Raw genomic sequence first — 26218 nt, 5'->3', positions numbered from 1 at the left:
TACGTGTGTATATGCACGTGTACCTATTGTTTTACTGCGATCGTAAACGGCTTATTGTCAGGGCAACTGGGCAATAAGCCTTTTTTATTGCTCCTGAAAGCCATCGATCATTCCCGCCTGTTCCATCTGCTTGAGCATACTCGGTATCTAGACGATCTGGAGGATGGATAATGGAAAAAGTGGATTTGGAATTCTCATTGCAACCTGTACCACAAGCACATCGGAATGGATTTTGGAAAATACTCGCCGTAATGCTTGGATTTACGTTCTTCTCGGCAAGCATGTGGTCAGGCGGAGCGTTAGGAAATGGTTTAACGTTCAGTGCTTTTATCGGAATTGTACTGGCAGGGAATCTAATCTTGGGCGTTTATACAGGAGCGCTTGCGTATATTGCGGCCAAGACGGGTTTATCGACTCACTTGCTGACGAAATATGCATTTGGCACGAAAGGTTCCTATTTATCTTCAGGATTGCTAGGTTTTACGCAGGTAGGCTGGTTTGGTGTAGGGGTGGCGATGTTCGCAGTTCCAGTTCAGAAAGTAACGGGAATGAACGTGTACGTCTTGATTGCGATTGCAGGAATCCTAATGACGGTGACCGCGATCTATGGAATTAAAGCATTGGCGATACTCGGCATCGTAGCTGTACCGTCGATTGCGATATTAGGAAGCTATTCAGTCTTCGAAGCGACTTCAACAGCAGGCGGATTGCAAGAATTAATGAATTATCAGCCGAAGGAAATGATGGGTCTTGCTACAGCATTGACCGTCTGTATCGGTTCCTTCATCAGTGGTGGTACACTAACACCGGATTTTGCACGATTTGCAAAAACGACTCGTTCAGCGGTTGTATCGACAGTCATTGCGTTCTTCCTTGGAAATTCGTTGATGTTTCTATTTGGAGCAGTAGGCGCGATTGTATATGGAAAAGCGGATATCTCAGATGTTATGTTTTTGCAAGGCCTGATTATGCCGGCTATCATTGTGCTAGGGTTAAATATTTGGACGACGAATGAAAATGCGCTGTATGCATCCAGTCTGGGCTTTGCCAATATTACAAAGCTGCCTAAGAACATCATTGTTGTCTTTAATGGAGCAGTAGGTACGATCATGGCGATGTGGCTGTACAATAACTTCGTAGGCTTCTTGACGGTACTTGGCTCGATTTTGCCGTCGATTGGTGCAATTCTGCTAGCGGACTTCTATATTCTGAACCGTGGCTCCTATAAGAAGTTCGAAGAAATGAGCTTCAAATCCGTGAACTGGATTGCGATATTGGCATGGATCGGCGGTATTCTGATTGCTCAGTTCGTCCCTGGCATCCCGCCTATTAATGGCTTGATCGGTACAGCTGTGCTGTATGTTATAGGTATGAAGTGTTTCCCGGAAAAACAGTTTAACGTAAACGAGAAAAGGGGAATGAACAGTGATTATACAACAAGCGAAGCTTAGAGGTCGTGAAGGTTTATGGAATATCGAGATTGTGGATGGAGCATTCAAGAAGATTACCCAAAGTCCGCTTCCCACAGAAGGACATGAGGTCATTGATGTGAACGGGAGCCTGGTGCTTCCTCCTTTTATTGAGCCGCATATTCATTTAGACACAACCTTAACAGCAGGGGAGCCAGAGTGGAATCAGAGCGGTACTCTATTTGAAGGCATCCAGCGCTGGTCGCAGCGGAAGGAAACTCTTTCTGTAGAGGACGTCAAAACGAGAGCGAAGACTGCGCTTAAGTGGCAGATCGCTCAGGGCATCCAGCATGTGAGAACCCATGTGGATGTGACAGACCCTACTCTAGTAGCGCTTAAGGCGATGCTGGAAGTGAAGGAGGAGATGTCTCCTTATGTGGATCTTCAGCTCGTTGCTTTTCCACAGGAAGGTATTCTCTCCTATCCAAATGGAGTAGAGCTGCTTGAAGAAGCTATGAAAATGGGGGCCGATGTGGTAGGCGGCATTCCGCACTTTGAGTTTACACGCGAGTATGGCGTAGATTCGATGAGAATCGCATTTGATATGGCGGAAAAATATGATCGTCTCGTCGATATCCATTGTGATGAGATTGACGATGAGCAGTCTAGATTCGTTGAGGTAGTTGCCAAGGAAGCTTACGAACGCGGCATCGGCGCACGTACAACGGCCAGCCATACAACAGCGATGGGCTCCTATAATGATGCGTATGCGTACAAGCTGTTCCGTCTGCTGAAGATGTCGGGGATCAATTTTGTATCCAACCCACTTGTGAACATTCATTTGCAAGGACGTTTTGATACGTATCCGAAGCGCAGAGGATTAACACGGGTAAAAGAGCTTCAAGAAGCAGGACTCAATGTGTGCTTTGGTCATGATGATATTTTTGACCCATGGTATCCGCTTGGGACAGGCAATATGCTTCAAGTTCTGCATATGGGGATTCATGCTTCGCAACTTATGGGCTATGAGCAGATCGTGAACAGCATCGATTTGATTACGAAGAACAGCGCGACTACGCTGCAAATTGAGGATAAATACGGGATTGAGGCAGGGAAGCCAGCCAACTTTATCGTATTGAATGCGGAGAATGAGTATGAGGCCATTCGCAAGCAGGCTGCGGTACGATATTCTTTCCGTAACGGTAAGATCATTGCCGAGACTAAACCGAGCGAGACGAGCGTGAAGCTGGGCAGTGTAAGTGAGATTGTTACGTTTCAAAAGTAAAATAAGAGGCAGGCCTTAGGGTCTGCTTCTTTTTTATTATCATGAAAAGAGAAGTTCAATTCAGAGAAACCACTCCATTGTCAGGAGTGGCTCTGTCTTTATATACTGATGTATATCTTGTGGTCAAAAGATGCTATCTTCGACAGGCTGACTTTTTCGTGCAGGAAATGCACGGTATTCATTTCTTATCTCCGATAACATGTATCTTGAAGGGAGGGAACACGATGGATTGGTTAGATAGGATGAATAACGCCATGGAATATATCGAAACAAATCTAGCAGACCATATCTCCTATGATGAAATAGCGCAGAGAGCCTGCTGCTCTACCTATCATTTTCAACGAATGTTTCCGTTTATTACGGGAGTCGCGTTATCTGAGTACATACGACGTCGACGGTTGACGTTGGCCGCATTCGAACTGCAGACAATAGATGCAAAGGTTATTGATGTAGCTATGAAATATGGATATGAATCGCCAGAAGCGTTTTCGCGGGCGTTTAAGAATCTTCATGGGATCATGCCGATATCTGCGCGCGATAAAGGTGTTTCTCTAAAAGCCTATCCTCGAATGTCCTTTCATATTTCAATCAAAGGAGATATCGAAATGAATTACCGAATTGAACAAAAAGAGTCTTTTGAGATGTTTGGAGTTTATGGTCTTGTGAATTCGGACAGGAAGACAGCATTTTCTGAAGTACCTGAATTCCGTGAAAAATGTGATAATGATGGCAGTGTTGTTCTTATGAACGAATTACTGGGTCGTTTTAGCAACACCATACTGCACGCTGCTTTATATGATCAAGGCGGGGAATATTTCAAGTATATGATATGTTATCACTTACCTAAGGGGCTTGAAATTCCGGAGAGATTCACAAAGCTTTCTGTCCCGGCATTAACATGGGCTGTTTTCCCGGAACCGCAATGTGATTTGCAAACACTATGGGAACGAATATATACCGAATGGTTTCCGACTTCTGAATACGAACAGGTTGAAGGCCCTAGCTTCGAAATGTATTATGGAATGAAAGGGCACGTTACTGGGGAAATTTGGATACCAGTAAAGAAAAAATAACGTAGATGAATATCTAGCCCTTAATATCGCTTAAGGGCTTTTTTTCATAATAGCACCGCAGTCGCATCAGACAGCCAGTTGAGTAATGTGGACGCGAAAATAGGCATACGTATCAGTCAGAATCAGTTCAAGCAAATACCCAAAATGATGGGGAGGACTTGATTTATGCTTCGGAAATGGCTGGTTTTTGCAATTATCGTAACAGGTGTGATTCACTTGGCAACGCTGTCCTTGAACAGTAGCGTACTAAACTGGGTCTTCAAGCTTCTGCCGATGGTGCTGATCATTGTGCTCGCAGTCAGTTCGCCGTCTGCGGACAAGTTGAAGATGTATAAGGTTTTGGTCGTGATTGGATTGGTTTTTAGCATAGTTGGTGACGCGTTGCTGCTGAACAACGGAAATGAGTGGTTTATGCTCGGATTGTTGTCTTTTTTGGTAGGGCATCTGTTTTATGTAGCGGCCATGATAAGGCGTTGGGAATTTTCGTTGTTAACGTTGGTGTGCGTGATACCAATCGGCTTATACTCGTGGCTTATCGGTTGGCAGCTGCACAATGGGATCATGGCGAACAGCGATAATAGCGACTTATTGCTGTCGGTCGCCGTTTACGTGAGTGTCATCTCAGTCATGTGCTGGACCGCCATCATGAGCCGGAACTGGCATGCTTCGGTCGGGGCGATTTTGTTCGCCGTGTCGGACTCGATTCTGGCCTGGAATAAGTTCGTCAGCGCCGTGCCGGCGTCAGGCTTTTGGATTATGCTGACCTACTTCGCTGCGCAGTTGTTTATTGCGGGCAGCATTGCGAATGTATTCGGTGGTAAGCAGTTATCGAAGGGTCGCGTCGTGAGGATGTAGGTGGAACGCTTTAAACATGACATGTGGGGAACCGTATCATAAATGACGTCGAAGATTGAAGTGTGGGGAAGGTATAGAGGTTTGCAGCGGGCAGATAATATTTTCCATTATTATAGTATAATGATGTTGAAGGCTGAGGACTATTACAATGATTTGTTATGAGAAATGGAGAGGACGGGGACTCTGCACTACTTTGGCTTCGACTTGCCCTTGATCGCATGAACACGGAAAGGAGCAATACATGACGATACAACCAGGGGACGTATTCGGATTCTGGAATTCATTATTGAATGCTTATGTTGCATGCCAGATTACGCATATTGTGCCAGCAAATCAACCAGACGAGGAAGACAGTTATGCCGCATTGATGCTGCATTGGACCGGAGGGGAGCTACCTTCCATTGATCAGTTGAAACAGGTAAAGCCACTTGAATTAAACTATTATTTCTGGAATGAGCTGGATCATCTCATTAGTGAAGGCCCGATTCCTCCGAACTATACCTATATTGGGAATCTTGAAGTCCTTGTACATGAGCTACCGAGAAGTTACGGAGACTGGGATCGCGAGAACAGGCAGTATCGTCAGCTGCAGTGGGAACGCATTCCAGAGAACAAACGGCATAATTTCAAAGCGGCCAGTAAGGCGGACTGCAGCCAGCAGGTAGAAATAGCTGGAGTCATGGTGCCATGGGGTCTTCGATCCATTTCTCTGGATGAGGTTCCGGATCTAACTGACTACACAGAATTGGATCGTCTGCCTTGTCTGACATCCTTGAAGGTTTTCGATTGGAGTTCTGCACTGGAGAACTATGTAAGGACTCATGATTTTATTTACAAGCTGGAAATAGATCTCGAGGCAGAAGTGGAAAGGATCGATTTGCAGCACACGCTCATCACAGAAATTACAATAAAGCCACCAAACATCCATGAGCTGCTTTTGCCTAACGACATGAACCAGATCATACTTGGGGGAAGTTTGCAGCATGATGTTCATATTAAGCATGAACGGGAAGGGCGCGGCATCAGGCTTCAACTGAATGGCGAGGCAGTGAATTCCTACAGTTGCTTATTGGGACTCGAGCATTTGTCTGAGCTGGTTCTGTACGCTGTCGATGACATCGATTTAGGAGACGTCATCGATAGGTTTCCTTGGCTACAGAGCTTGGATGTGGGCGGCAACCCAGGCTATATCCGTGGAATAGAGCAGTTGTACAAGCTCGAACAACTTCAAATGTTCACGACAAAAGACATGTTTGGCTTTTCAGGAGATCAATTCCCACGCCCGGATCAGTTGCCGCAGCTGCACACGTTATGGATGACCAGCTTACCGGATGATGCTGCTAAGACGATCAAGCAAGCTTACAAGCAAGCAGCCAAGCAAGGTCTGGATTTGTACATTCGTCAACCGCGCAAGTCAGAATGGCTCGCCGACAATCTCGATAATCCATTTCGGGCGTGGGACGGTCGGGAAGGAATTACACCTGCGCAAGCGAAAAAAGCTGCTTCGCTGTACAAACAAATACGCGGGCAACTACGGGAGCTTGCAGCTCAGGCGCAAACAGGTGATATGTCATCCCAGGACGTGCAGTTGCAGCTCGAACACATCTTTTCTACCTATATTGAAGGTTTTAACAAACTCGACAAGCGCAAGGTGTTTATTTATACCGAGGAACGGGAGGAGATTTTTGATGCTGTGACTCCACTTGTATCCGGGATTGTTGAGGAATTGCGGGCGAATCAGCTCGAAATTGATGAACATGCGCTGTGGGAATATACCGACCAGCTCCGCGATTTTTAATTCTTACGCCCCCCTGTTTGTGAGAGCATCACAATTGGATGCCGTTACCCGGCTGTTTGAACATTTGCCGGGCAGCGGCATTTTTATTGCCCAAACATGTTGACAATGATAATCGTTATCAATAATGTGGAGATAGAAATGATAAAAACAAGGATATTTATGGAAATTTGCAATATGGACTCCGTACAGTGGCCGAGATTATTGGTAAAGAAGATGAAGCGGAAAAAGTTATTGATAAAATGATGAAAGAAATCACAACGGGGCGCGAAGCATTAAAGACGATTCAAGGAGAGTCAGTAGCATTTATATTGTCTTGGGATGGAAAGACTTTTAATGTTCTAGGTGAAGGGAATCCTGTCTATACACTTGCGTTTGACAAAGAAAAGGGACTGGGACTTACACCAGATAATACATTTAAAGGTTCTATTAATAAATTTAATACGTTTGAAGGAATTTCAACGGTTCAAGCAGACCATATCTTCCTTATAGGTGACATTACAAAAAAGGAAACATTAATGAATGACTTAAAACAAAGTAATGTATGGAATAAACTGAATGCCGTAGAGAAGGGAAATGTCTATTTAATGGATAGTTCCGCTATTACTGGTGGCCCATTAGCTATCGAATACGCTTTGCGAAATATAACAAATGCCTTACATAAACTCTAAAAAGTCGAGAGCATATCATTAAAATCAAGGAGGGATTCATATGCATTACGAAGCTATTAATCTGAATGAGCAGCTATCTGCATTCAACGATCTCTGGTCTCCAAAAGTTGTTGCTGAATTAAATGACTATCAATTCAAGCTTGTTAAAATTGATGGGGATTTTATATGGCACGAGCATCAAGGTGCCGATAAGGTATTTATTGTGCTCGAAGGGGAAATGTTCATTGCTTTTCGTGATGGTCAGGTGAAAATCTCTAAGGGTGAGATGTTTATTGTCCCAGGGGGAGCCGAGCATAAGCCTTTCACCGAAAAGGAATGCCATATCATGTTGATAGAGCCCAAAGCGGCAGGATAAGTTTTGAGTCACAAGAAATAAACAGAGTAAAGGGCCATCCGCTAAGGTTGGCCCTAAAACTTGTCGTTACAGACAAGCGCAATTATTTTACATCAGCGGGTTGTTGTTGTGTCACACAATGGATCATTCCACCATCTTTATAAAGTTCTCTCACGTCAATTCCAATAACCTTACGGTCAGGGTATAGTTTCTGAATTGCAGCGTTTGCGATTTTATCATTCGGATCATGATAATTTGGTACTAATACAACGTTATTTCCAATGTAATAATTGATATATGAACCTCTGTAACCCAATTTCTTTCCGCTATTTAGCACGACATTGTTTTTGGTAATCGGTAAATACACAAATTTATAAGGTTTGCCATATGCATTCTTAGCGTTCATCAATGTGCGAATATCCTTATTGGAGACGCCCCATTCTTGCAAGTCCTCTTTTTTCATTGTAATCAGTGTGGACTTATCATGAAATTTAGCAAAACCATCAATATGGAAGTCCGTAATATCTAGACCTGGCACACCATCTAGCCAAATAAAATTCGTAGCGCCAAGATTTTCTTCGATTACTTCCTCAATTTCTGCTTCTGATAATTTAGGATTTCTATTCTTATTCGTAACTGCACTGCGCGTTGATAAAAATGTACCATTACCATCTAATTCAAATGCGCCGCCTTCCAGCACAACATCATTTAGGTTGATTCTCTCCATTCCCAACTGTTTGCTTAGTTTGTTCCCAATGGCGGCATCTTTTTTGTATGGGGTTTTCTTGCCCCATCCATTGAAGCCCCAATCCATAAGTTTAAGATTGTTATCTTTGTCGTATACAAAAATCGGAGCCGTATCCCTTGCCCATACATCATCCGTAGGAATAATATAAAAATCGATCTTGTCCATATTGATGCCCTCTTCATACAGAAGATCATAAATATATTCTTTTTCGTATCTATCGTAGGCAATAATATGAACATTTTCCCCTTCGCTTAGAGCACTTGTCATCTCGATCCAAATGGATTCCAGTTTTTCTTTATGACCCTTGCCATAGGTAAAGTTGTGCGGCCATTGCAACCAAGTGCCTTCATGCTTGCTGCTCTCATCAGGCATGGTGTAGTGGCTTGCATTTTGTTTGTTCATGGTTGGCCCCTCATCAGCTTTGCTTTGCGTGCACCCTAATAAAATCCCAGCTGTTAGTACTGCTCCAGTGCACATTGCAATCATCTTATTCATGTTCAAATCCCCTTACCTTCTCTAGTTGCTTTCTCATGTAGTAGAATAAGCTTTGACATTGTGTCAAGGTCAAGCCATTATGGTTTTGTTTTTGTTGAGGACGGGAAAACAGACTTGTGTCACATACTCTTCCACAGGACAATCACATTCTGGGCCTTTCAAGTAGGTTTCATAAGGCGACCCATCCAAATCATAGCCGTTGCTTTCCAACCATTCTTCAAGAGCCATATGCGCGTATCCAATATAGTCATAACTTCCAATATGCAAGGTAGTAGCAATGAACGTTTTGGGGAGTGTCCTAATCTGCCAATCACAAGATGTATCTTCGTCATTCATATGCACGATCGGGATCATCAACTCAATATCGCTGTGTTCAGGGGTATATTCTTCATCGAGAAAACTAGCAGATGGGACACCCAGCAAGCGAATATTACGCTCTTCCGCTTTTCCGTATAGGGAATCAACATACTTATCCATGTGATCCAATTTCATTTGAACCCGTTGACTTAGGATTCGGATCTCGTTTCTCATGCCGAGCAGGACATCATAAGATCTTTTCTCTACTGGAACTAGATCCGCCTTGTCTTCAATCATTTCCTGCATTTCGGCGATAATCAGTTTAAATCTATTCATCTCATTAGATAATTCATCGATTTTTGAGTGAATTAGTCTGGTCAATGCTTCCTTGTCTGGTGTCTGGAGGATCGTTCTAATTTCCGGTAGGGAGAATTTATATTCTTTCAGTCTCTTGATCCATAATGCCGTCTCTAATTGACTTCCCTCATAATATCTATACCCGTTCGTTGTATCTACATGTACTGGTTTTAAGAGTTCTTCCTTATCATAGTGTCGCAACATGCGTGCGCTCATTTTGCATAGCTGAGAAAATCTGCTGATCGTGTACATACTACTCTCTTCCTTCGCTGGGCAGTTCGCCATTATGTTATTCTAATACCTGAAATTTATACAAATATCAAAAGGTAAGCAAATCATTTTGAGAAAGTTATGAAAATATATGCCAAATCATGGTTCGCTATGTATATCAAGCGCAATCCTGAAGGTTCGCTGTAAAATTTACTAGCCCCATGTGAGATTTATCTTGCAGGGGCTTTTTCAAGTGATTGTAAGCCGATAGCTCCATAGTCATATAACCTGGTTGAAGTAGTTCTCTACTTGGACGAGGAGCGCAGTAGGCAGTTCTTCCGCGCGGTGCAGCGTGTCAATGTCCTGCTGAATCTTAATTAATCTCAAAATGCACACCCCCTAGAAAAGGCTGTCTTAGATTTCAAAAAAATAATAAATATCTGAAAAGCTCATTGTTCAATTTGAGTCTGCGGGTGGGAAAATTTTTTTCACATTTTCAAGTTACATGATATTGCTTTATAGAGTAATTTAATTTACTATACAGAGTAAGGAGGTGTTAAAATATGGATGAAGAGTTACAGCTTAACGTTCCGCTGTTGCGACGTCGAGTTCCCAATCTTACTTCTGCAGCACGGGAAGCTGGGCTTAGAGCTGCGACTGTTTCCAATCTTTGTACGGGGAAAATACCAGTTGGTCGAGCTGAAGTTAGAACTTTGGTAGCCCTTGCTTCTTTAGCAGGATGTAGTCTTGATGAACTCATTATCAGGGGGAGTGGAGTGCGAATGATTGAGACGGGGATCAAAGCCTTGGATTTACTTGCTCCGGTCGCGCGTGGAGGAACGGTTGGCTTTGTGGCAAGACCAAACATGGGTCAGTTGGTGTTATTAGCGGAATTTATGCTTCGAATGAAGAGACGGGGATTTGCAACTGTCTTTTGGGATCCGGGCTCTGATACTCCTGGCATCAACCATGTGCAAGCACAATCCGAATTTAATCACACAACAAAAGATGAAGTATATCAACGCATTGTGAATCTTCGTGAAGAAAAGGATATTCTCCTCGGGGTTGATCGGAGCAAGGTATTATCCGGTGAGTTGTTGTCTTTGCGAGAGAGTCTTAAAGAGGTTGGGGCTAGACCAATTACAATTGCTCTTGTCGACACAAAATGTGAGGTTGTCGACGATGAAGGTGCGTACGGTCCTTTGGACACACTCTGGAAATTTGACGCAGAATTAATTAGCCGCAACATTTACCCAGCGATTGATCCCATTGCGTCAACATCTACAGTCCTGGAAGGAGCACATTTAGACGCTGTTCACCTTTCGACTCAACAACGTGCTCGAAAACTACTTCGCCGTTACCGAGAATTGAGATCACTTGTGACAACACAAGGGTTTGACAAAATTTCTGAATTAGATCTGCAACTTTACAATCGGGGGGAGAGGCTTGAATCTTTTCTTGCACAACCCTTTTTTGTCTCCGAACCGTTCACTAAGAAGACAGGTGAATGGTTGACTCTTTATGAAACATTGGAAGATGTTAAACGGATATTAGATGGTGAATTGGATCAGGTTGGAACATCGGAGTTATTTTTTAGAGGTCGTTTGGAGGTTAGGCAGTAATCTTGATTAGGGTAGGACAGTGGGCCAGTCATTTTTGACTGGCCCACTTTGCTCTCATTTTGAAGTGAAAAAACTTGCCGTTTCAGACAGCGCGGAGAGCCGTACCATAAATGACGTCGAAAATTAAAGTGTGGGGAAGGTTCGTGCCGATTCCGCTATGCGTATGACTGCAAGCTTCCGAACACTGGCGTAACAATGTCCCGCTTAAATTGCTCCACCGCTTCGTCGGTGTCGATTGTATAGCCGCCTTCCAGGCCGACGAATCCGGAGAAGCCGGTTTCCTTAATCGCGCGCAGAATATTCACGTAATTTAGCTCGCCTGTGCCTGGCTGATTGCGGCCTGGATTGTCTGCAATGTGGAAATGATTGATTCGGTCGATATAATTGGTAGCGTTGCGAATGACATTGCCTTCCGTGACCTGCTGATGGTAGACGTCAAAGACGAGCTTGACGTTCGGGCTGTCTACTCGATCGATCACTTCCACCGATTCATCCGAGCGCTGAAGGAAATGTCCGTAATGGTCGACGAGCCCGTTGAGCGGTTCCACCTCCATGACGATTCCGGCTTCCTCGAGTAGCGGCGCGCAGCGTTTGAGCGTCTCCACCATTGCGGAGCGCTGAATCTCGCGAGGCACGCCTTCCAGCTCGTTGCCCGTCTGGGAGATAATTGAAGTGACGTTTAGAATCTTGCACGCTTCAATCGTTTCACGTATCCCGGCAATGTAATCGTCCCTGAACGATTCATCAACTAGATTGAAGAACTTCGTGCATGTCGCGCTGATGCCAACCCCGATGCGCTCTTGCTCCTTCGCGATTCGTCTCAGATCATCAAGATTCCACCACGAATAATACTCCAATCCGTGCAGGCCATGCTCCTTAATTTTCTCCAAATGATAAATGACATCTTTCCCGCTATAAGCGCCGATGCACAATGAGAACTTCACAGTCGATCCCCTCCAATCACTAGAATGAACCAAGCAATACAGGTTTGCCGGAGACGGCAGATTCAGTGGCTGCAATCGTAATTTCGTGAGTTCGGAGCGCATCTTCATAATTGGACTTAATGCGGGAGGTGTCGCCAGTACGGATCGCATGGATGAACGCTTCATCTTCAGCGATAGTGAGATCAATCGTATTTCCGTGGGTTTGGACGCCTTCCGACTCGATCACCTTCAATGAGGTGTCACGCACCTCGAGCACACCTTCGTCCGTGTAGATATCGAGTCCGACGTGGTGGCCAACGGGCATCATACAGGTGTTGGAAATGGTGGCAACCATGCCGTTCGCAAGCTTCATCGTAACCGTCCCGACATCGGGAACATCGGTTCCTTCGACTTTCTTGCCCATTGCTTGAAGCGCGTATGCGGCATATACTTCGTTCACTTCGCCGCACAAAAAGCGAAGCATGTCGACGATATGCGTCGTCTGTTCGACGAACTGTCCGCCTGATCCTGTCATCACTCTCCACCAAGGCACCATCGGCATTCCGCCCATCCAGTATCCGAGTGCCATGCCGGGAGTCCTCTCAGCCAACAGCTTCTTAGCTAAGTGTGCCGTTTCGCTGTATCGCCAGTGATACCCGACGGACGTGATCAAATTTTTGTCCTTGATCGCCTGACTGATGGCGGCGGGGGTGTCGCGGTTGATGCCGATCGGCTTCTCTACTAGAAAAGGGATTGCCCGTTCGATTAATTGCTGTTCGGCATCCCCATGGGCCAGCGGTGGAACGCAAATGTAGACGCCATCGAGCTTACTGTCGTCCAACATGTCGTCCAGCTTCGCGTACGCTTTCGCATCATTGTGCTCTGAAGCCGCTTTCTGTGCACGGCCAAGGTCAACATCGTAGAATGCAGTCAAGGATACGCCTTCGATTTGAGCTAAGCTGCGGATATGATGATTGGCGATTCCTCCGGTTCCGATAAATCCAAGCTTCACCGTCATAATCGTGATCACTCCCGTTTCAAGGATATAATAAATATCAACTTTGTAAGTTATTCTAATCGAACCCAGTCCGTTATAAAATATCAGATATAACGCTTTCAATATCAAAAAATGAAACTGGAGGAGCGGTTATGGACATCAGCTATGGCAGGCATTTCATAACAACGGAGCGTGACCGGGGGCTGCCGCTTCACCTAGGCAGTGTCGGCTTGATGACGCACCAGGGATCCATTTATCGGGAACATGGCTATCACGCTTTCCACTGGCTGCATACGGTAGAGGGAGTCGGTGAATTCTCGGTGAACGGCACAACGGTGAAGTTGTATCCGAATCAGGGCATCTTGCTCAAGCCGAACGTAAGCCACAGTTATCGTGCGGAAACTAGCATCTGGTCAACATGGTTTATGACCTTCGACGGGGCGCTCGCCAATCCCATCACAGCGTCACTTGATCTTCAACACATGAAGCCGTTGAGTTGGGGTGCCGATTCACCGCTCGCAGAAATCCACCAGCAATACGATCATAAATGCAATCATAGCTTCGATCTTGCCGGGGTTAACGGTTCGCTAGAGGTATATACCTTCCTGACGCTTATCAAGCAGTTCGGACAAGCTGGCAGTGAACCCTCCTTATCTGAAGGTCATGAGAGGCTAGCGCCTCTATATTTGCTTATTGAAGAAACGTACGGGAACCCTGATCTCGGGCTGGAGCGGATGGCGAATACGCTGCAAGTCAGTCCGCAATACTTGAATACGTTATTCCGCAAGAGCTGGGGAATAAGTCCCTATCAATATTTACTGCAATTCCGCATTCAGAAATCGAAGGATATGCTCCTCTCTGGGAGATGCCCTACTGTGAAGGAGATTGCTGCATCTGTGGGCTTCCAAAGCGATAGTCACTTCGTCCATACGTTCCGTCGAGTGACCGGTATGACGCCGCTACAGTTTCGAGCGCAATATGGGAAATAGGTGGATCCAAATAATGGGGAATACTGTACAAGTCCCAGCGATAACGGATGAGATAGTTCTCTTTCTGATTTCATTGGATCCAGGCTGCTTTATGATATATTGAAGTGAAGAAGAGCTTATTCCGTAAGACAGCCTATTGCAAAGGAAGTATGAATCATGAATCTAGAGACGGTCATGCAAGAGCTTGATGCTCTCGGCAAGGAACGCACCAAGAAAATATACCTATCCAATGGCGCGCATGAGCCGCTTTTTGGAGTAGCTACAGGTCAGATGAAGCCTATCTTCCGGAAAATAAAACGCAATCAGCCATTAGCCGAGGAGCTCTATGCTACAGGGAATTACGACGCCATGTACTTTGCCGGGGTGATCGCGGATCCTGAGGCAATGACTGCGGCGGACTTCGAGCGGTGGATTGATCAAGCCTATTTCTATATGCTATCAGATTATGTGGTGGCCGTAACGCTGGCAGAGACAGATATTGCGCAGGAAGTCTCCGATAAATGGATTGCAAGCGATATAGAGCTTAAAATGTCAGCAGGCTGGAGCTGTTATTGCTGGATGCTCGGAAATCGCCCGGACAGTGATTTCTCTGAAGCCAAAATTGACGATATGCTGGGACTTGTGAAAAATACGATTCATGATGCTCCTGAACGTGCGAAGTACGCGATGAATAATTTTATCTACACCGTGGGAGTATCCTATCAGCCGCTTCATGATAAGGCAGTCGAGATCGCAAAGGAAGTGGGCCCGGTGGAGGTCAATCGCGATTCTGGAAAGAGCAAGTTCTTGAATGCATCCGTGAATATTCAAAAGGCGGTAGAGAAGGGGCAGATCGGCTTCAAACGGAAATATGTAAGGTGTTAGTTCTTAAATCTTGAGTGAATTACGAAGGGTTATGCGATGCCAAAAAACGATAATATGCTGGCAATATTGTGGTTGCTGAATTCGGGCGCCAAAATGACTGCCAAACAAATATCCGAAAAGCTAGAAATAAATATTAGGACTGTCTATCGATATATTGATGCACTATGTGCCAGTGGAGTGCCTATCGTATCTGATTCAGGTCATTATGGCGGATATAGCTTGCTCAATCATTTTATCAGAGCCCCTCTGCTATTTGATATGGAGGAGAAAAAGGCGCTCCTTCATGCTGCCATCTTTGCAAAAGAAGCGGGATATCCTCTAGGCGAAGCATTAGACAATGCGACATCGAAGTTGAAAAAGTATTCGAACCAGGAGCAGGAACGCACACTTAATCGTCAGTTAGCAGGGTTTGAAGTAATCAACCAAGGGGGAGCTCCTTCTATTCAGCCGGTATTGCTGGAATTGGAGCAGGCTGTAGAACAGGAATGCTCTCTAGAAATCGATTACCGCACAGTCCGGGAGGAGCAACCCAAGCATAGGGTCATAGACCCCTATGGGACAGTGAACTGGAATAATAAATGGTATACCGTTGCATTTTGCCACCTAAGGAATGAGCTCCGCATCTTCCGGGCAGAACGGATTGTACAAATCAAGCGTACGTCCATCCGATTTAAGCGTCCCGAAGCCTTTTCAGCTCGTGAGTTTGTTAAGCAAAACTTGCTGCCTGATTTGGTGGGCAATGACAGAGCGTTTTCTGTAATTATCGAGGGCAGAGCAGAGGCATTGGACGACTTATGTCTGCACGGGTTCTTGGGGCACTATTTGCAAGAGAGGACGGCAAATCAAGCAATCTTTGTACTTGAGGAAGCATCAATGGATACTTATGTTCCTCATCTTCTCTTATCCTATGGGAAATCGATTCAAGTTATCGAGCCACAGCTGTTGAAGGATAAACTTATTGCTGCTGCATCGGAATTAATGGAATATTATCAACGAAAATAACTTCACTGACAGCAGTTGTCAGTGAAGTTATTTTATGATGAAGACAATCATGGATTACCGATAGATGATGAGAATCCGTTGAATATTGGGTAGAGAAGGAGAACGTACACATGAGTAATACGGTATATCTGTATGTATTTGACACAATGTCAGACTGGGAGATTGGTTATGTAACTGCTGAATTGAATTCGGGAAGATTTTATAAGAAGGGGATGTCCCCCTCAAAAATTGTTGCTGTGGGGAATGAAAAGGCCCCTGTGACAACGATGGGTGGATTGAAGGTACTCCCTGACATTTGTCTGGATGAGTGCAGCTTGGCAAGTACAGATACATTGATTTTGCCTGGTGGAGATACATGGACAGCACCCATTCACCAACCGATCTTACAAGTTGCCCAGAGATGTATAGAAGAAGGTATACTGGTTGCCGCGATTTGCGGTGCCACAATAGGACTGGCCCAGACAGGATTGTTGAATTCTCGAGAGCACACAAGCAATGATCTGGAATACCTGAAGATGGTCTGTCCCACTTATGCAGGCGAGCAGCATTACAGGAGGGAGTCAGTTGTAACGGATGGGAAATTGATAACGGCATCTGGAGTAGCACCATTGGAATTTTCTGCACACATCTTGAGAGCATTGGGTGTGTTTTCAGAAACAACATTAGATGCTTGGTATAGTCTAAATAAGACCCATAAACCCCAATATTTCTTTGAGTTAATGAGCTCAATCCAATAAAAGTATCAGCATGAAATGAATCAGCTTCGGGTGAAACGAAAGTATGATCCGCATTATATGTTTCGTTTTGCCCAAGACAAAGAGGCTGCACGCCGGCTTACCCGGGTGCAACCTCTTTGCTATTTTTATGCCCCAATATATTTCACTGCAAGCCATGAAAGCTAAACGAAGTTCCTCGTATCGTTGTTCCGTCCGAATTTGTACGTTGCAATCAGGAAGAAAACAACCGCAAAGGCGAATAAAATCGTTAGCTGAAACCAGATATTGCCCATCGCTTCTCCGGACTGTAATTTGTCGATCGACTGCAGCGCCCAACTCTGTGGCATGAAGTCGGAAATGCGACGCAGCATTTCAGGCATAATGCTTCTCGGGAAGAAGCAGCCCGCGAGCAGACAGGTTGGAGTCACAATCAGATTTTGAAGCGCTCCAGCCATCGCCGAGTTTTTGGAGAAAGCTACAATCACCAGCGACACGCTGACGGATACAAGCGCAAAAAGCGTTAGAATAATAAGCATTTCCCCCATTGAGATTCCTGGATCCAGATTAAACACGACCCGCATGAAGAACAAAGCGACGATAATTTGCGCGATCATGACGATAATATTCACCAAAACATTCGCCAGCACATAGATCCTCGCATTGATCGGAGAAGAAAGAATGCGGTAATAGGTTCGGTTCTCCCGGTTTTTCAAAATCAGCTCCGATAGCCCGGTCGCAGAGTTCATCATAAACAAGAGCAGAAACCCGATGGATTGAAACGACATTGCTTTGGTTACAGATGTATCATTTACGGATTGGGACGTCAGCTTAAAGTCCGAGGAATGGTAAGTATCATACAGCTGCCGGAATTTGGTTTGGTCGCCTCCAGATATTTTCGCCATTGCCGCGACATTATCGATATATCCGTGCAGCATCGATTTCATGTACGCCGTTACTTGAGCCCCTTTCACCGATTCGATGGAAATATGGCCTGGATTCCCGTTCAGCACGCTCTCCGAATAACCCGAGTCGATAATCAAGCCGCTGTCCAACTTGCTCGCAGCCAGCTGTTCCTTGAGCTCGCTTGCCGTGACGTTTACGATTTGCACATGGTCGAGACGCTGCACAAAACCGATCGTATCCGCCGCAATCTGTTGACCCTGATCATCGTTAACCACGCCAACCCGTAATTGTGTCTGCCCTTGTTGGCCATACAACAGTATGGAACCCAAAATACCGATAATCGGCAGACCGAAGTATATTAATAGCGCACTGCGTTTGCGAAATGTCGCAATCAGCGTTTTGGTAGCTAGAAACCAGATCTCACTCCACATCTTACAATCCCTCCCGGCGTCTCATCACGATAATCGATGCACCTAGAAACAATACGGCGAAGCCGATGTTTATGCAAACAACCGGCCAGGCTGCCGATACGTCATTTCCGTAAATCACTTGCGTCAGACCATGGTTAGCCCAGCGGATGGGTGACAAATTGATGAGGAACCCCATCAAGCCACTGCCGGAATCATCGCCGATTGGGAAATAGGCTCCTCCGAAAAAAGACATGAGCTGAACGATCAAACTGACGAAATTGCGGCCTGCCCTGCCTTTTATCATATAGCCGCATGCAAGGCCAAGGCCCATCGCCATGATGACCACCGACAGCAGAACGATGGCAACTATCCCCATATGGCTGCCCCAATAAGCTTTAAACACATATTTGCTGAACAGGACCATCGCTATCACGCACAATACATTCGTCATCATTCCGCCCAAAATCTTGCCCGTAAAAATTTCGCCTTTACTTACCGGAGCAATGATAAGCCGATTTCCTGTGCCGCGACTGATCTCGCTCTGGATCAGCCCGCCTGCTGACATGGCCGCCCACATACCGACCATCACGGTCATGGCGAGCGCATAATAATCGACGGAGCTTGGCGTTCGGTTCGGCGTTATGGACATTTCTTTGATGTAGTCTGTTCCGCTGCTCGCGAATACCGCCTCGGTTTGGGCCGGTTCGATCTTGGCTACCGCCACAGCCGCATTATATTTATCCGTAAAAGAAGCCAGCATCCCCTGCACAATATTGCTTGCGATCGTATCGCGGCTGCTGCCGTAAAGGGAAATTCCTTGCGGAGTCAACTCGACATAATCCACATAACGGTTATTTTCAACTTCCGTCCGTCCATCCATCCCAGGCTGAAGAGACTCAAATCTCACTCCCGTTTTGCCTACTTCCTTCGTAAAAGCGTTAAACGCTTGAGACAACTCTCCGCCGCCGGTTGAATCCTTTATCAAAACCTTCAGCTCTCCGATTTTGACATCGGAACTGAATGCATTGCTCAGCGCCATACCCAGGATTAACATAAGGACGATCGGGAAGCCCAGCATGAACACCAGCGTACGCCGATCGCGGAGATCCTGCTTTATTTCTTTTAATGCAATCGATAATATATTCACCGTGGTAACCTCCTTTTCCGCGATCTATTAATCCCGTAAATTGCGCCCGGTTAATGTAAGGAATACCGTTTCTAAATTAGGTTCCTGTTCTTCAACCGCGCGGATTTCTTTGCCATTATCCATAAGCTGCTTCAATATCCGGTTCAAGTTATCCACCGCGGCATCACTCTGAATCCGAATTACCTGTTCATCCTGAAGTACATTACGCACCCCCGGAATGGTCTTTAAACCTTCGCTTTCCCCGCCTTGGGCCGATTTCAATTCAATGCGAATATCTTTGACGTCGGTGACCGTCGATTTCAGCTGCTCCTTGGTTCCCTCAGCGATGATTTTTCCGTGATCCACAATAGCGATACGGGAGCAAATTTCCTCGACTTCCTCCATGTAATGGCTTGTGTAAATAATCGTACAGCCGGATTCGTTCAGCTTTCGCACCGAGGTTAAAATATAATTGCGCGATTGGGGATCGATCCCTACGGTCGGTTCATCCATAATAATCAGCTTCGGTTTATGCGCAATGGCACAGGCGATGTTAAGGCGACGTTTCATCCCGCCGGAGAAATTTTTCGGAAAACTCTTGGCCTTGTCGCCGAGACCGACAAACGTCAGCGCTTCCTCTGTCCGCTCCTTCAGCTCGGTCCCCCGTAAACCGTACAGCCCTGCAAAAAAGCTTACATTCTCATACGCAGTCATATCCTCATAAATCGCTAAATCCTGGGGGACAACGCCGAGGTTCAATTTGGCAAAGCGGCTATGCTTCATGATGTCCTTCTCCAGAATCCAGATTTCCCCATTGGTTGGACGCAGCAGCGACGAAACCATATTGATCGTTGTGCTCTTGCCAGCTCCGTTAGATCCGAGAAAACCAAAAATCTCACCTTCCCGAATGGACAGCGACATGTTATCTACAGCGATAAAATCGCCAAATTTCTTCGTAAGCCCTCGGATTTCCAATACGTTCATCTATCATTCACTCCGTTTCGTTGTTCTTTGGATGACTTTATCATAATAAAAAAGGATGCTCTTATATCAGTGCATAAGTTCATCCTTTTTACATGAGAAAATTCATATTTTGTTAGGAGTGGGATTAACGGCAAATGAGAATTTTCATTAGTCACCGTACGGAATCAGGGTTGTGATGCTAAAACCGCGGGTGCCGTCGGCGACGACCGTCCCGTTGACGTGTGCAGTCCGCTCCTCCATCCCGATCAAGCCGAGGCCTTTGACGATTTTGGAGGCACCTTTGCCGTTATCGGCTACGACGGCTTTAATAAAACGGTTCAATACCCGGACTTCCACATGAACGGCCGAAGCGCCGGAATATTTGGCACTGTTGGTCAAAGCCTCCGTGACATTTTCATAAATAATTTTCCAATGAAGCGGTGTGATCTGATCGATGTTTCCTTCATGGACGACCGAGGTCATGAGTCCCGTTTGGCCTGCAAAAGCTTCAACCGCGGTCTTCAAGCGGCTAAACCCAAGCTGCTCCATTGGAGGCTTGTTATGTTTCAGCGTAATCCGGATTTCTTCAATCGCCTCCTTGGAGATGCCGATCGCGTTTTGCAGCAGCGTCTCCGCCGTTGCCGAATCGCTGCCCAGAAGGCGTTTGGCCGCTTCCATCTGAATCAGGGCGCCGGTCATCGCATGCCCGATGCCATCATGAATTTCCTGAGCCAGCCGGTTGCGCTCCTCCAGCTTGACCATATATTCCGACGCTCTGGCGTATTCCCGATTTTCGTTGAGGCTTTTCGCCAGCTTCTGCACGTCCTTGCGCATCCGTTCAAGCTCATCCTCCTGTTTAATGACCCTCCCTATATAATGTCGAACCATCACATAACCGAAGAAACTCCAAGCAGCTACAAAGGCATACAAAATCACCATTTCACCTCGCAAAAACAATATCGGAAGGAATACGGCGATCAGCAAATAACCGTTTTTCCGCGGATGAAAGGACGACAGCTCATTCATGCTAAACGGAAGCAGCAGTGCAAAATACGGATAGTGAACCGTGCAACTGACCAAATAGATGATAATTCCCAAAATAATTATCTGCTTGGTGACGCTCTTCTTCACGATATGCAGGACTAGATTCAGCGCCAAATAAATTAGAAAATAGAATACAAACCATGGATCGGCCGCTGCCGCCGTAAAATAAGAAGCGATGACAACAAACAGCAGCATGATCATTTTATTGCCAACCGTCCAAACTTCCATGCGATAGCCTTTCCCTTCTCTAACGGGTTTTGCCCGTCAGATAATAAATCGCAATCTGTGTCCGGTGCGATAGCCCGGTCTTATTCAAAATTGCTGTGATATAATTTGCCGTCGTTCCTTCGGAAATAAATATTTCCTTAGAAATTTCCTTGTTCGATAGGCCCTGCGCGATGAGCGACATGACATCCAGCTCTCGTTCCGTAAACAAACTGCGGTCGAAGGGCCCGTCATTGGGGGAACTCTGCTCCCTTTCAGGACTGATTCCTGCTTTCTGCATTCCGATGGATGCAGTCGGGGCGGACATTTTACTCTCCGTCGACTCCCGGCTCCCTGACATCTGGGATTTGAGCTTTTCCAGCACCACATCCTGCAGGACGCTCTGCCCGTTGTGTATGCTTTTGATCGCATCGCGGATCCGCTCCGGGTCGGTGTTTTTTAGCAGATATCCCTTTGCGCCGAACCGGATTGCATCCAGAATATATTCATCATCGTCAAACGTTGTCAAAATGAGCGGTTTGGTTGCCGTCTGCTCGCTAATCAGCTTGGTGGCCTCGACTCCGTTCATATTCGGCATCCGTACATCCAGCAAGGCAACATCTACTTCATGAGCCTGGCAGTATTCAACGGCTTCTCGGCCGTCCTCCACTGTGGCAAGTACGTCGAATTCGCCGAATGTGGTTAAAATAATCTTCATCCCTTCGCGGATGAATGAGTTGTCATCGGCGATTAGTACGCGAATTTTCATCATACGCCTCCTTGCTTTATTTCAGCATGATTTCATAAACGGCTTCTTCCTGCTGTGTATCTTCGAACCATTCCGTGCCGGCGTATGTAAAACCTATTTTTTCAAGAATCCTGCTGGAATCCGCATTTTGAGGGTCAACAGAAGCATGGATTCGCTTCACGCCGCCATGATTTTTGGCAAGCTCTAAGCAAGCCTTTGCCGCTTCTGTCGCATATCCTTTTCCCCAGCTTGACTTGGCAAAATGATAAATGAGTTCAACCTCATGGACTTCTCCCGATATATTAAAACCGCCGGCTCCTATGACCATGTCCGTTTCTTTTTCCACCACCGCATAGACGGACAATCCCTTTGCCTGATGACATTCGCGGTAAGCTGTAAGAGTCAAAGGCAGCTTCTCATGGGCGGAGGCACCAAGACAGTACCGCATCACTTCCTCATCGCCCCAAAACCGCTTAGCAGCCTCAACATCCTCTTCTTCAAAAACGCGCAGAGCAAGACGCTCGGTTTCAATTTCATATGCGGATTTCATGGTTTATCTCCTTCTTAATGGAATTCCATGGGCCTATCCCCAGATCTTTTGATATTTATTGTACTCAAAGGATGTTTTTATGGGAAGAAAAAAAGTACAGCCCCCATCTGACGATGAAGCACTGTACTTCGCTATCACTGATTTTCTCTTTTATTTTTCTCCAGCTCAGCTTGTAATTTAGCATTCTCTCTCAATAAACTCGCATTCTCTTCCAATAACTTTTGTACGTCTGGGACATCCTTGGCAGCAATCCAGCCGTGCAGATCATCTCTTCTTTCATACTCTGGCAATTGATCACGCATAACCATCTTAATGTGCCGTATGTCTTCAACATAATAGGTAGGTACTTCCTCAAATACGGATTGTTTAAACTCTTGGAGCCTCTCATAATACTCCCCTACTACAAAGTCGTATGGCTTTTGTCTTAATGCTTCATCTGTGACTACAAAAGCAAATCTGGGTTTACCAACTTCGCCCGCATAATCATATTCCCAATGCGTATAACTCTTTGATTCATCATCAGGAAGCGTTAAACCATAGAATCCTCCGAGAATTAGAATATATATATCGGATTCATCGATCCATCTTTTCCTAATGTCCATTGAAGTTTCCTTGAAGAATAGCTCAACTCCTGCAGGAATATGCCCAGCTTTACGCACGGCTTCTACAGCGGTGTATCTTTCCTCAACCAAATCAGAAAAAGTAGACGATATGTAGATTTGTAGTTTTTTTTTCATAGGCCACCTTTATGAATTGAAATGAAATTAATATGGATCATACCGTCACATTACTTTATGTGTCAATATTTAACGATACTGTGTAGGTTACATGCGAAGGAAACGAGAGAGCGGGGTACATCGTCATCGTGATTTTGGGATGTAAAGAAGTGTATATCAAAGTAAACAACTATCTATTACTGCGCATAAAAATGTCTCATAAAATCTATGGTGAAGAGGCTACTTGGAATAATTGGGCGTCAGGGTCAGGCTCATGTACCAGACTTGTACAAACGTAATTGTCATTTCAATCTAAGAAATGGGGATGAAAAATGAAGCAGAGTCAAAGGTATCCAAGACGAGGTTCGTTGTTGTTATCACTTGTGCTAATCTTCTCGATTGTTTTTTCTGTCCATCCATCGGTACTGAATGCAGAGGGGGATATACCGCCGGAGTTTACGCAGGGGCAGGGAGATCAACAGCCTTTGCCTGAAACTCCTACTCAGCCGGAGCAAGGGGGAATTCCTCAGCCTGATCCCGATCCACAGCCACAGCCTGATTTTAATCAACAGCCCCAATCTGATCTCGAGCAACAGCCACAGCCTGCCATAGAGCAGCCTCTTGACCTTGCCGCTGCGACGGGATATTTTCCACCCAACACCGCGGCATCTGGAAACGTGAAAAATATGGCCTTGCTGTACACCGGATATTACGGCGGACGAACGACATACGAGGGAAAAGAAATCGGCACGTATGACAAAAATACATTGTTGCCTTATGTTGCGCACTACAACAGCAATAATGTGATGGACGACACCTTCTTTGACTCGTTCCTGTTCCTAGGAATCAATACGCCTGACTATCGGGATTTCGGTGATTCGGCTGACCCTGCCAAGTTTACCTACAAGACGGATTGGGAGTGGTACATCAACCGTATTTTCACTGCCAATCAACAGCTGGACGCCCTGAATCAAGCTACCCAGCAGGTTGCAGCCACGCTAAACCAACCAAACTACAAATCCAAGGTATATATTATGATACCTTATCCCAACAGTAGAATAACCAATTTCGGGGATGTCGATAACGACGGCATCAGTGAAAATTTAAAAGCCAATCCCAGCAACTTGACCAAGGTAACCAAATGGTATATCGACACCGTACGAAGCAAATGGAACCAAGCCCAATACAGCAACCTTGAATTAAAGGGTTTCTATTGGTTCCACGAAGATATAGACACCGGCAATCAGGGTGAGGTTAATGCGATTAATAACACTGGAAACTATCTGCACTCGCTTGGCTTGAAATATTGCTGGATTCCATACTTTGGTGCAGGACAAAGCAAAAACGCGCATAACTATACCTTTGATTTCAGTATCCAGCAGCCCAACCACTACTTCGTCCCGAGTTCAGACTATTCGAGAATGACCGCTGTTACTACCCAAGCTCAAACCTACAATCAAGGCATCGAAATGGAATTTGACGAGAGAGCGATGTCTGACCCCGATTTTAAGAACCGTTTCGATAATTACTTAAAGGCTGGCGCAGAATACGGGTACATGACAGGGGCGATCAAAGGCTGGTACCAAGATATCTTCGGTATATATAACTTCTATAAGAACAAGAACAACAACGGCGTAAGCGGCATTTATGACGGCAGACAAATGTATGAAGACATCTACAAATTCACCAAAGGAACGTACACGATTCCGGGAAACCTGGCAAGCGGCAAGACGGCTGTAGCCTCTTCAAGCCAAAGTTCTTCTGTATCCGCCGATAAGGCGGTCGACAATAAGTTCGGCACCAGATGGTCAAGCCAGCAATATACAAATACGGAGTGGATCTACGTTGATCTCGGGCAAGCCTATAACGTTAACCGAGTTAGGCTGAACTGGGAGACCGCATACGGCAAGAGTTACAAAATTCAAGTTTCGAACGATGCTACCAATTGGACGGATGTCTATACAACCACGACTGGCGTTGGCGGAGTCGACGATATTGGATTTGTGCCAACAACGGCAAGGTATGTGAGAATGTACGCTACGGAACGAGGGACGATCTATGGGTACTCCCTTTATGAGTTTCAGGTATATGGGGATAGCGTTGGGTCCGCCACCACAGCGAATCTAGCGTTAAATAAGACAGCTTCGTCATCTTCCAACCAAGACGCAACTCTTACGCCGAACAATGTGGTGGACGGCAATGCGACGACAAGATGGTCTAGTCAGTTTACAGATTCAGAATGGGTAGCGATTGACCTCGGTCAGTCGTATAACATTAATCGAGTCCTATTGAATTGGGAGCTTGCTTATGGAAAAGGCTATAAAATCCAAGTATCCAATGATGCGGCCAACTGGACGGATGTATATACCACGACAACGGGTAATGGTGGCATCAACGATATATTCTTTACACCGGTGAATGCAAGGTATGTACGAATGTACGGGACGCAAAGGGCTTACACCTTCTACGGATACTCCTTGTATGAATTCCAGGTTTATGGCAGCAAGCCAAATCTAGCGCTAAATAAATCGGCAACAGCTTCTTCCAACGAGACAGCCGCATACACGGCTGATAAAGCGGTAGATGGCAATCCGACGACGAGATGGTCCAGTCTATATTCCAACCCGCAATGGATCTACGTAGACCTTGGACAACAATATCGCGTCAATCAGGTCAAATTGAACTGGGAGTTTGCCTATGCGAAGGGCTACAGGATTCAGGTGTCGAACGATGCCCTCAATTGGGCGGATATGTATACGACATCAACGGGCGATGGCGGCATTGACGATATCTACTTTGAACCAGTAAATGCGAGGTATGTCCGCATGTATGCAACGAACCAGGGTACCGGCTACTGGTATTCGCTTTATGAGCTCGAAGTCTACGGCAGCTGATCCACTGACCTCGCATAA

General features: G+C 45.7%; 23 protein-coding genes and 1 pseudogene. 13 read left to right on the top strand and 11 right to left on the bottom strand.

The features are described from left to right. The first annotated feature begins 170 nt into the window (after positions 1 to 170). From codB to RQP50_RS20885, 7 genes and pseudogenes are all read left to right on the top strand, one after another. The gene (gene codB / locus RQP50_RS20915; RefSeq protein ID WP_315746620.1) at positions 171 to 1451 is read left to right on the top strand and encodes a cytosine permease; all 1281 of its coding nucleotides are present in this window, start codon (positions 171 to 173) and stop codon (positions 1449 to 1451) included. After that, the gene (locus RQP50_RS20910) at positions 1426 to 2694 is read left to right on the top strand and encodes a cytosine deaminase (protein WP_315746619.1); all 1269 of its coding nucleotides are present in this window, start codon (positions 1426 to 1428) and stop codon (positions 2692 to 2694) included. Before codB ends, RQP50_RS20910 begins: the two co-directional genes overlap by 26 nt. Before the next feature lie 224 nt (positions 2695 to 2918). Next, a complete protein-coding gene (locus RQP50_RS20905; protein WP_174809545.1) occupies positions 2919 to 3767 on the top strand; it encodes an AraC family transcriptional regulator in 849 nt (282 codons plus the stop codon). A 165-nt stretch (positions 3768 to 3932) separates the two neighbouring features. After that, on the top strand, positions 3933 to 4622 hold the full coding sequence (locus RQP50_RS20900; protein WP_315746618.1) for a lysoplasmalogenase: 690 nt from the start codon (positions 3933 to 3935) through the stop codon (positions 4620 to 4622). A gap of 241 nt (positions 4623 to 4863) precedes the next feature. Further along, positions 4864 to 6420, top strand: a complete 1557-nt coding sequence (locus tag RQP50_RS20895; RefSeq protein ID WP_315746617.1) for a hypothetical protein — start codon at positions 4864 to 4866, stop codon at positions 6418 to 6420. 143 nt (positions 6421 to 6563) lie between these two features. After that, positions 6564 to 7088: pseudogene (locus tag RQP50_RS20890) on the top strand (ABC transporter substrate-binding protein); the annotation flags it as partial. 40 nt (positions 7089 to 7128) lie between these two features. Next, on the top strand, positions 7129 to 7443 hold the full coding sequence (locus RQP50_RS20885; RefSeq protein ID WP_315746616.1) for a cupin domain-containing protein: 315 nt from the start codon (positions 7129 to 7131) through the stop codon (positions 7441 to 7443). An 82-nt stretch (positions 7444 to 7525) separates the two neighbouring features. On the opposite strand, the gene RQP50_RS20880 is transcribed toward RQP50_RS20885, so the two are convergent. Beyond that, the gene (locus RQP50_RS20880; RefSeq protein ID WP_174809551.1) at positions 7526 to 8665 is read right to left on the bottom strand and encodes an agmatine deiminase family protein; all 1140 of its coding nucleotides are present in this window, start codon (positions 8663 to 8665) and stop codon (positions 7526 to 7528) included. Positions 8666 to 8734: 69 nt separating this feature from the next. Continuing rightward, positions 8735 to 9571, bottom strand: coding sequence for a MerR family transcriptional regulator (locus tag RQP50_RS20875; protein WP_315746615.1), 837 nt, complete (start codon positions 9569 to 9571; stop codon positions 8735 to 8737). Between the two features lie 521 nt (positions 9572 to 10092). Between RQP50_RS20875 and RQP50_RS20870 the strand changes: the two genes are divergently transcribed. Then, positions 10093 to 11151: an ATP synthase beta subunit C-terminal domain-containing protein gene (locus tag RQP50_RS20870; RefSeq protein ID WP_174811160.1), complete on the top strand. Its 1059-nt coding sequence runs from the start codon at positions 10093 to 10095 to the stop codon at positions 11149 to 11151. Positions 11152 to 11306: 155 nt separating this feature from the next. Here the strand turns inward: RQP50_RS20870 and RQP50_RS20865 are convergent, their stop codons facing one another. After that, a complete protein-coding gene (locus RQP50_RS20865) occupies positions 11307 to 12095 on the bottom strand; it encodes a TIM barrel protein (RefSeq protein WP_315746614.1) in 789 nt (262 codons plus the stop codon). 19 nt (positions 12096 to 12114) lie between these two features. Next, complete coding sequence (locus RQP50_RS20860) at positions 12115 to 13092, bottom strand: Gfo/Idh/MocA family protein (RefSeq protein WP_315746613.1); 978 nt, start codon at positions 13090 to 13092, stop codon at positions 12115 to 12117. A gap of 131 nt (positions 13093 to 13223) precedes the next feature. On the opposite strand from RQP50_RS20860, the gene RQP50_RS20855 reads away from it, so the two are divergent. From RQP50_RS20855 to RQP50_RS20840, 4 genes are all read left to right on the top strand, one after another. Further along, on the top strand, positions 13224 to 14060 hold the full coding sequence (locus RQP50_RS20855) for an AraC family transcriptional regulator (protein WP_315746611.1): 837 nt from the start codon (positions 13224 to 13226) through the stop codon (positions 14058 to 14060). A 156-nt stretch (positions 14061 to 14216) separates the two neighbouring features. Then, positions 14217 to 14924 (top strand): DNA alkylation repair protein, encoded by a 708-nt coding sequence (locus RQP50_RS20850; RefSeq protein ID WP_315746610.1) that lies wholly within the window; start codon positions 14217 to 14219, stop codon positions 14922 to 14924. Positions 14925 to 14960: 36 nt separating this feature from the next. Beyond that, on the top strand, positions 14961 to 15926 hold the full coding sequence (locus RQP50_RS20845; protein ID WP_315746609.1) for a helix-turn-helix transcriptional regulator: 966 nt from the start codon (positions 14961 to 14963) through the stop codon (positions 15924 to 15926). A gap of 110 nt (positions 15927 to 16036) precedes the next feature. Further along, positions 16037 to 16663 (top strand): type 1 glutamine amidotransferase family protein, encoded by a 627-nt coding sequence (locus tag RQP50_RS20840; RefSeq protein WP_315746608.1) that lies wholly within the window; start codon positions 16037 to 16039, stop codon positions 16661 to 16663. A gap of 161 nt (positions 16664 to 16824) precedes the next feature. Here RQP50_RS20840 and RQP50_RS20835 read toward each other — a convergent pair whose 3' ends face one another. The 7 genes from RQP50_RS20835 to RQP50_RS20805 all read right to left on the bottom strand — a co-directional run bounded on the left by RQP50_RS20835 (position 16825) and on the right by RQP50_RS20805 (position 23327). Then, positions 16825 to 17976, bottom strand: a complete 1152-nt coding sequence (locus RQP50_RS20835) for an ABC transporter permease (RefSeq protein WP_315746607.1) — start codon at positions 17974 to 17976, stop codon at positions 16825 to 16827. Between the two features lies 1 nt (position 17977). Continuing rightward, on the bottom strand, positions 17978 to 19102 hold the full coding sequence (locus tag RQP50_RS20830) for an ABC transporter permease (RefSeq protein ID WP_072730962.1): 1125 nt from the start codon (positions 19100 to 19102) through the stop codon (positions 17978 to 17980). A gap of 27 nt (positions 19103 to 19129) precedes the next feature. After that, positions 19130 to 20065, bottom strand: coding sequence for an ABC transporter ATP-binding protein (locus tag RQP50_RS20825; RefSeq protein WP_315746606.1), 936 nt, complete (start codon positions 20063 to 20065; stop codon positions 19130 to 19132). A gap of 147 nt (positions 20066 to 20212) precedes the next feature. After that, positions 20213 to 21316: a sensor histidine kinase gene (locus tag RQP50_RS20820; RefSeq protein ID WP_315746605.1), complete on the bottom strand. Its 1104-nt coding sequence runs from the start codon at positions 21314 to 21316 to the stop codon at positions 20213 to 20215. A gap of 19 nt (positions 21317 to 21335) precedes the next feature. Beyond that, positions 21336 to 22061: a response regulator transcription factor gene (locus tag RQP50_RS20815; RefSeq protein WP_021257471.1), complete on the bottom strand. Its 726-nt coding sequence runs from the start codon at positions 22059 to 22061 to the stop codon at positions 21336 to 21338. A 16-nt stretch (positions 22062 to 22077) separates the two neighbouring features. Next, complete coding sequence (locus RQP50_RS20810; RefSeq protein ID WP_315746604.1) at positions 22078 to 22590, bottom strand: GNAT family N-acetyltransferase; 513 nt, start codon at positions 22588 to 22590, stop codon at positions 22078 to 22080. Positions 22591 to 22724: 134 nt separating this feature from the next. Continuing rightward, positions 22725 to 23327 (bottom strand): DUF4062 domain-containing protein, encoded by a 603-nt coding sequence (locus tag RQP50_RS20805; RefSeq protein WP_315746603.1) that lies wholly within the window; start codon positions 23325 to 23327, stop codon positions 22725 to 22727. A gap of 311 nt (positions 23328 to 23638) precedes the next feature. Between RQP50_RS20805 and RQP50_RS20800 the strand changes: the two genes are divergently transcribed. Beyond that, positions 23639 to 26200, top strand: coding sequence for a DUF4855 domain-containing protein (locus RQP50_RS20800; RefSeq protein ID WP_315746602.1), 2562 nt, complete (start codon positions 23639 to 23641; stop codon positions 26198 to 26200). Positions 26201 to 26218: the final 18 nt, after the last annotated feature.

The sequence above is a fragment of the Paenibacillus suaedae genome (assembly GCF_032337355.1).
GTDB lineage: Bacteria > Bacillota > Bacilli > Paenibacillales > Paenibacillaceae > Paenibacillus_B > Paenibacillus_B suaedae.
Note: the sequence above shows the minus strand (reverse complement) of the source record. Positions and strands in the feature narration are given on the sequence as shown.

Coding starts and splice junctions, on each gene's coding strand:
- RQP50_RS20820 (WP_315746605.1), bottom strand. CDS start 21,316: ATGGAAGTTTGGACGGTTGGCAATAAAATGATCATGCTGCTGTTTGTT.
- RQP50_RS20835 (WP_315746607.1), bottom strand. CDS start 17,976: ATGTGGAGTGAGATCTGGTTTCTAGCTACCAAAACGCTGATTGCGACA.
- RQP50_RS20860 (WP_315746613.1), bottom strand. CDS start 13,092: ATGACGGTGAAGCTTGGATTTATCGGAACCGGAGGAATCGCCAATCAT.
- RQP50_RS20870 (WP_174811160.1), top strand. CDS start 10,093: ATGGATGAAGAGTTACAGCTTAACGTTCCGCTGTTGCGACGTCGAGTT.
- RQP50_RS20800 (WP_315746602.1), top strand. CDS start 23,639: ATGAAGCAGAGTCAAAGGTATCCAAGACGAGGTTCGTTGTTGTTATCA.
- RQP50_RS20845 (WP_315746609.1), top strand. CDS start 14,961: ATGCCAAAAAACGATAATATGCTGGCAATATTGTGGTTGCTGAATTCG.
- RQP50_RS20875 (WP_315746615.1), bottom strand. CDS start 9,571: ATGTACACGATCAGCAGATTTTCTCAGCTATGCAAAATGAGCGCACGC.
- RQP50_RS20815 (WP_021257471.1), bottom strand. CDS start 22,061: ATGAAAATTCGCGTACTAATCGCCGATGACAACTCATTCATCCGCGAA.
- RQP50_RS20805 (WP_315746603.1), bottom strand. CDS start 23,327: ATGAAAAAAAAACTACAAATCTACATATCGTCTACTTTTTCTGATTTG.
- RQP50_RS20905 (WP_174809545.1), top strand. CDS start 2,919: ATGGATTGGTTAGATAGGATGAATAACGCCATGGAATATATCGAAACA.
- RQP50_RS20900 (WP_315746618.1), top strand. CDS start 3,933: ATGCTTCGGAAATGGCTGGTTTTTGCAATTATCGTAACAGGTGTGATT.
- RQP50_RS20880 (WP_174809551.1), bottom strand. CDS start 8,665: ATGAATAAGATGATTGCAATGTGCACTGGAGCAGTACTAACAGCTGGG.
- RQP50_RS20810 (WP_315746604.1), bottom strand. CDS start 22,590: ATGAAATCCGCATATGAAATTGAAACCGAGCGTCTTGCTCTGCGCGTT.
- RQP50_RS20855 (WP_315746611.1), top strand. CDS start 13,224: ATGGACATCAGCTATGGCAGGCATTTCATAACAACGGAGCGTGACCGG.
- RQP50_RS20825 (WP_315746606.1), bottom strand. CDS start 20,065: ATGAACGTATTGGAAATCCGAGGGCTTACGAAGAAATTTGGCGATTTT.
- RQP50_RS20840 (WP_315746608.1), top strand. CDS start 16,037: ATGAGTAATACGGTATATCTGTATGTATTTGACACAATGTCAGACTGG.
- RQP50_RS20895 (WP_315746617.1), top strand. CDS start 4,864: ATGACGATACAACCAGGGGACGTATTCGGATTCTGGAATTCATTATTG.
- RQP50_RS20885 (WP_315746616.1), top strand. CDS start 7,129: ATGCATTACGAAGCTATTAATCTGAATGAGCAGCTATCTGCATTCAAC.
- RQP50_RS20850 (WP_315746610.1), top strand. CDS start 14,217: ATGAATCTAGAGACGGTCATGCAAGAGCTTGATGCTCTCGGCAAGGAA.
- codB (WP_315746620.1), top strand. CDS start 171: ATGGAAAAAGTGGATTTGGAATTCTCATTGCAACCTGTACCACAAGCA.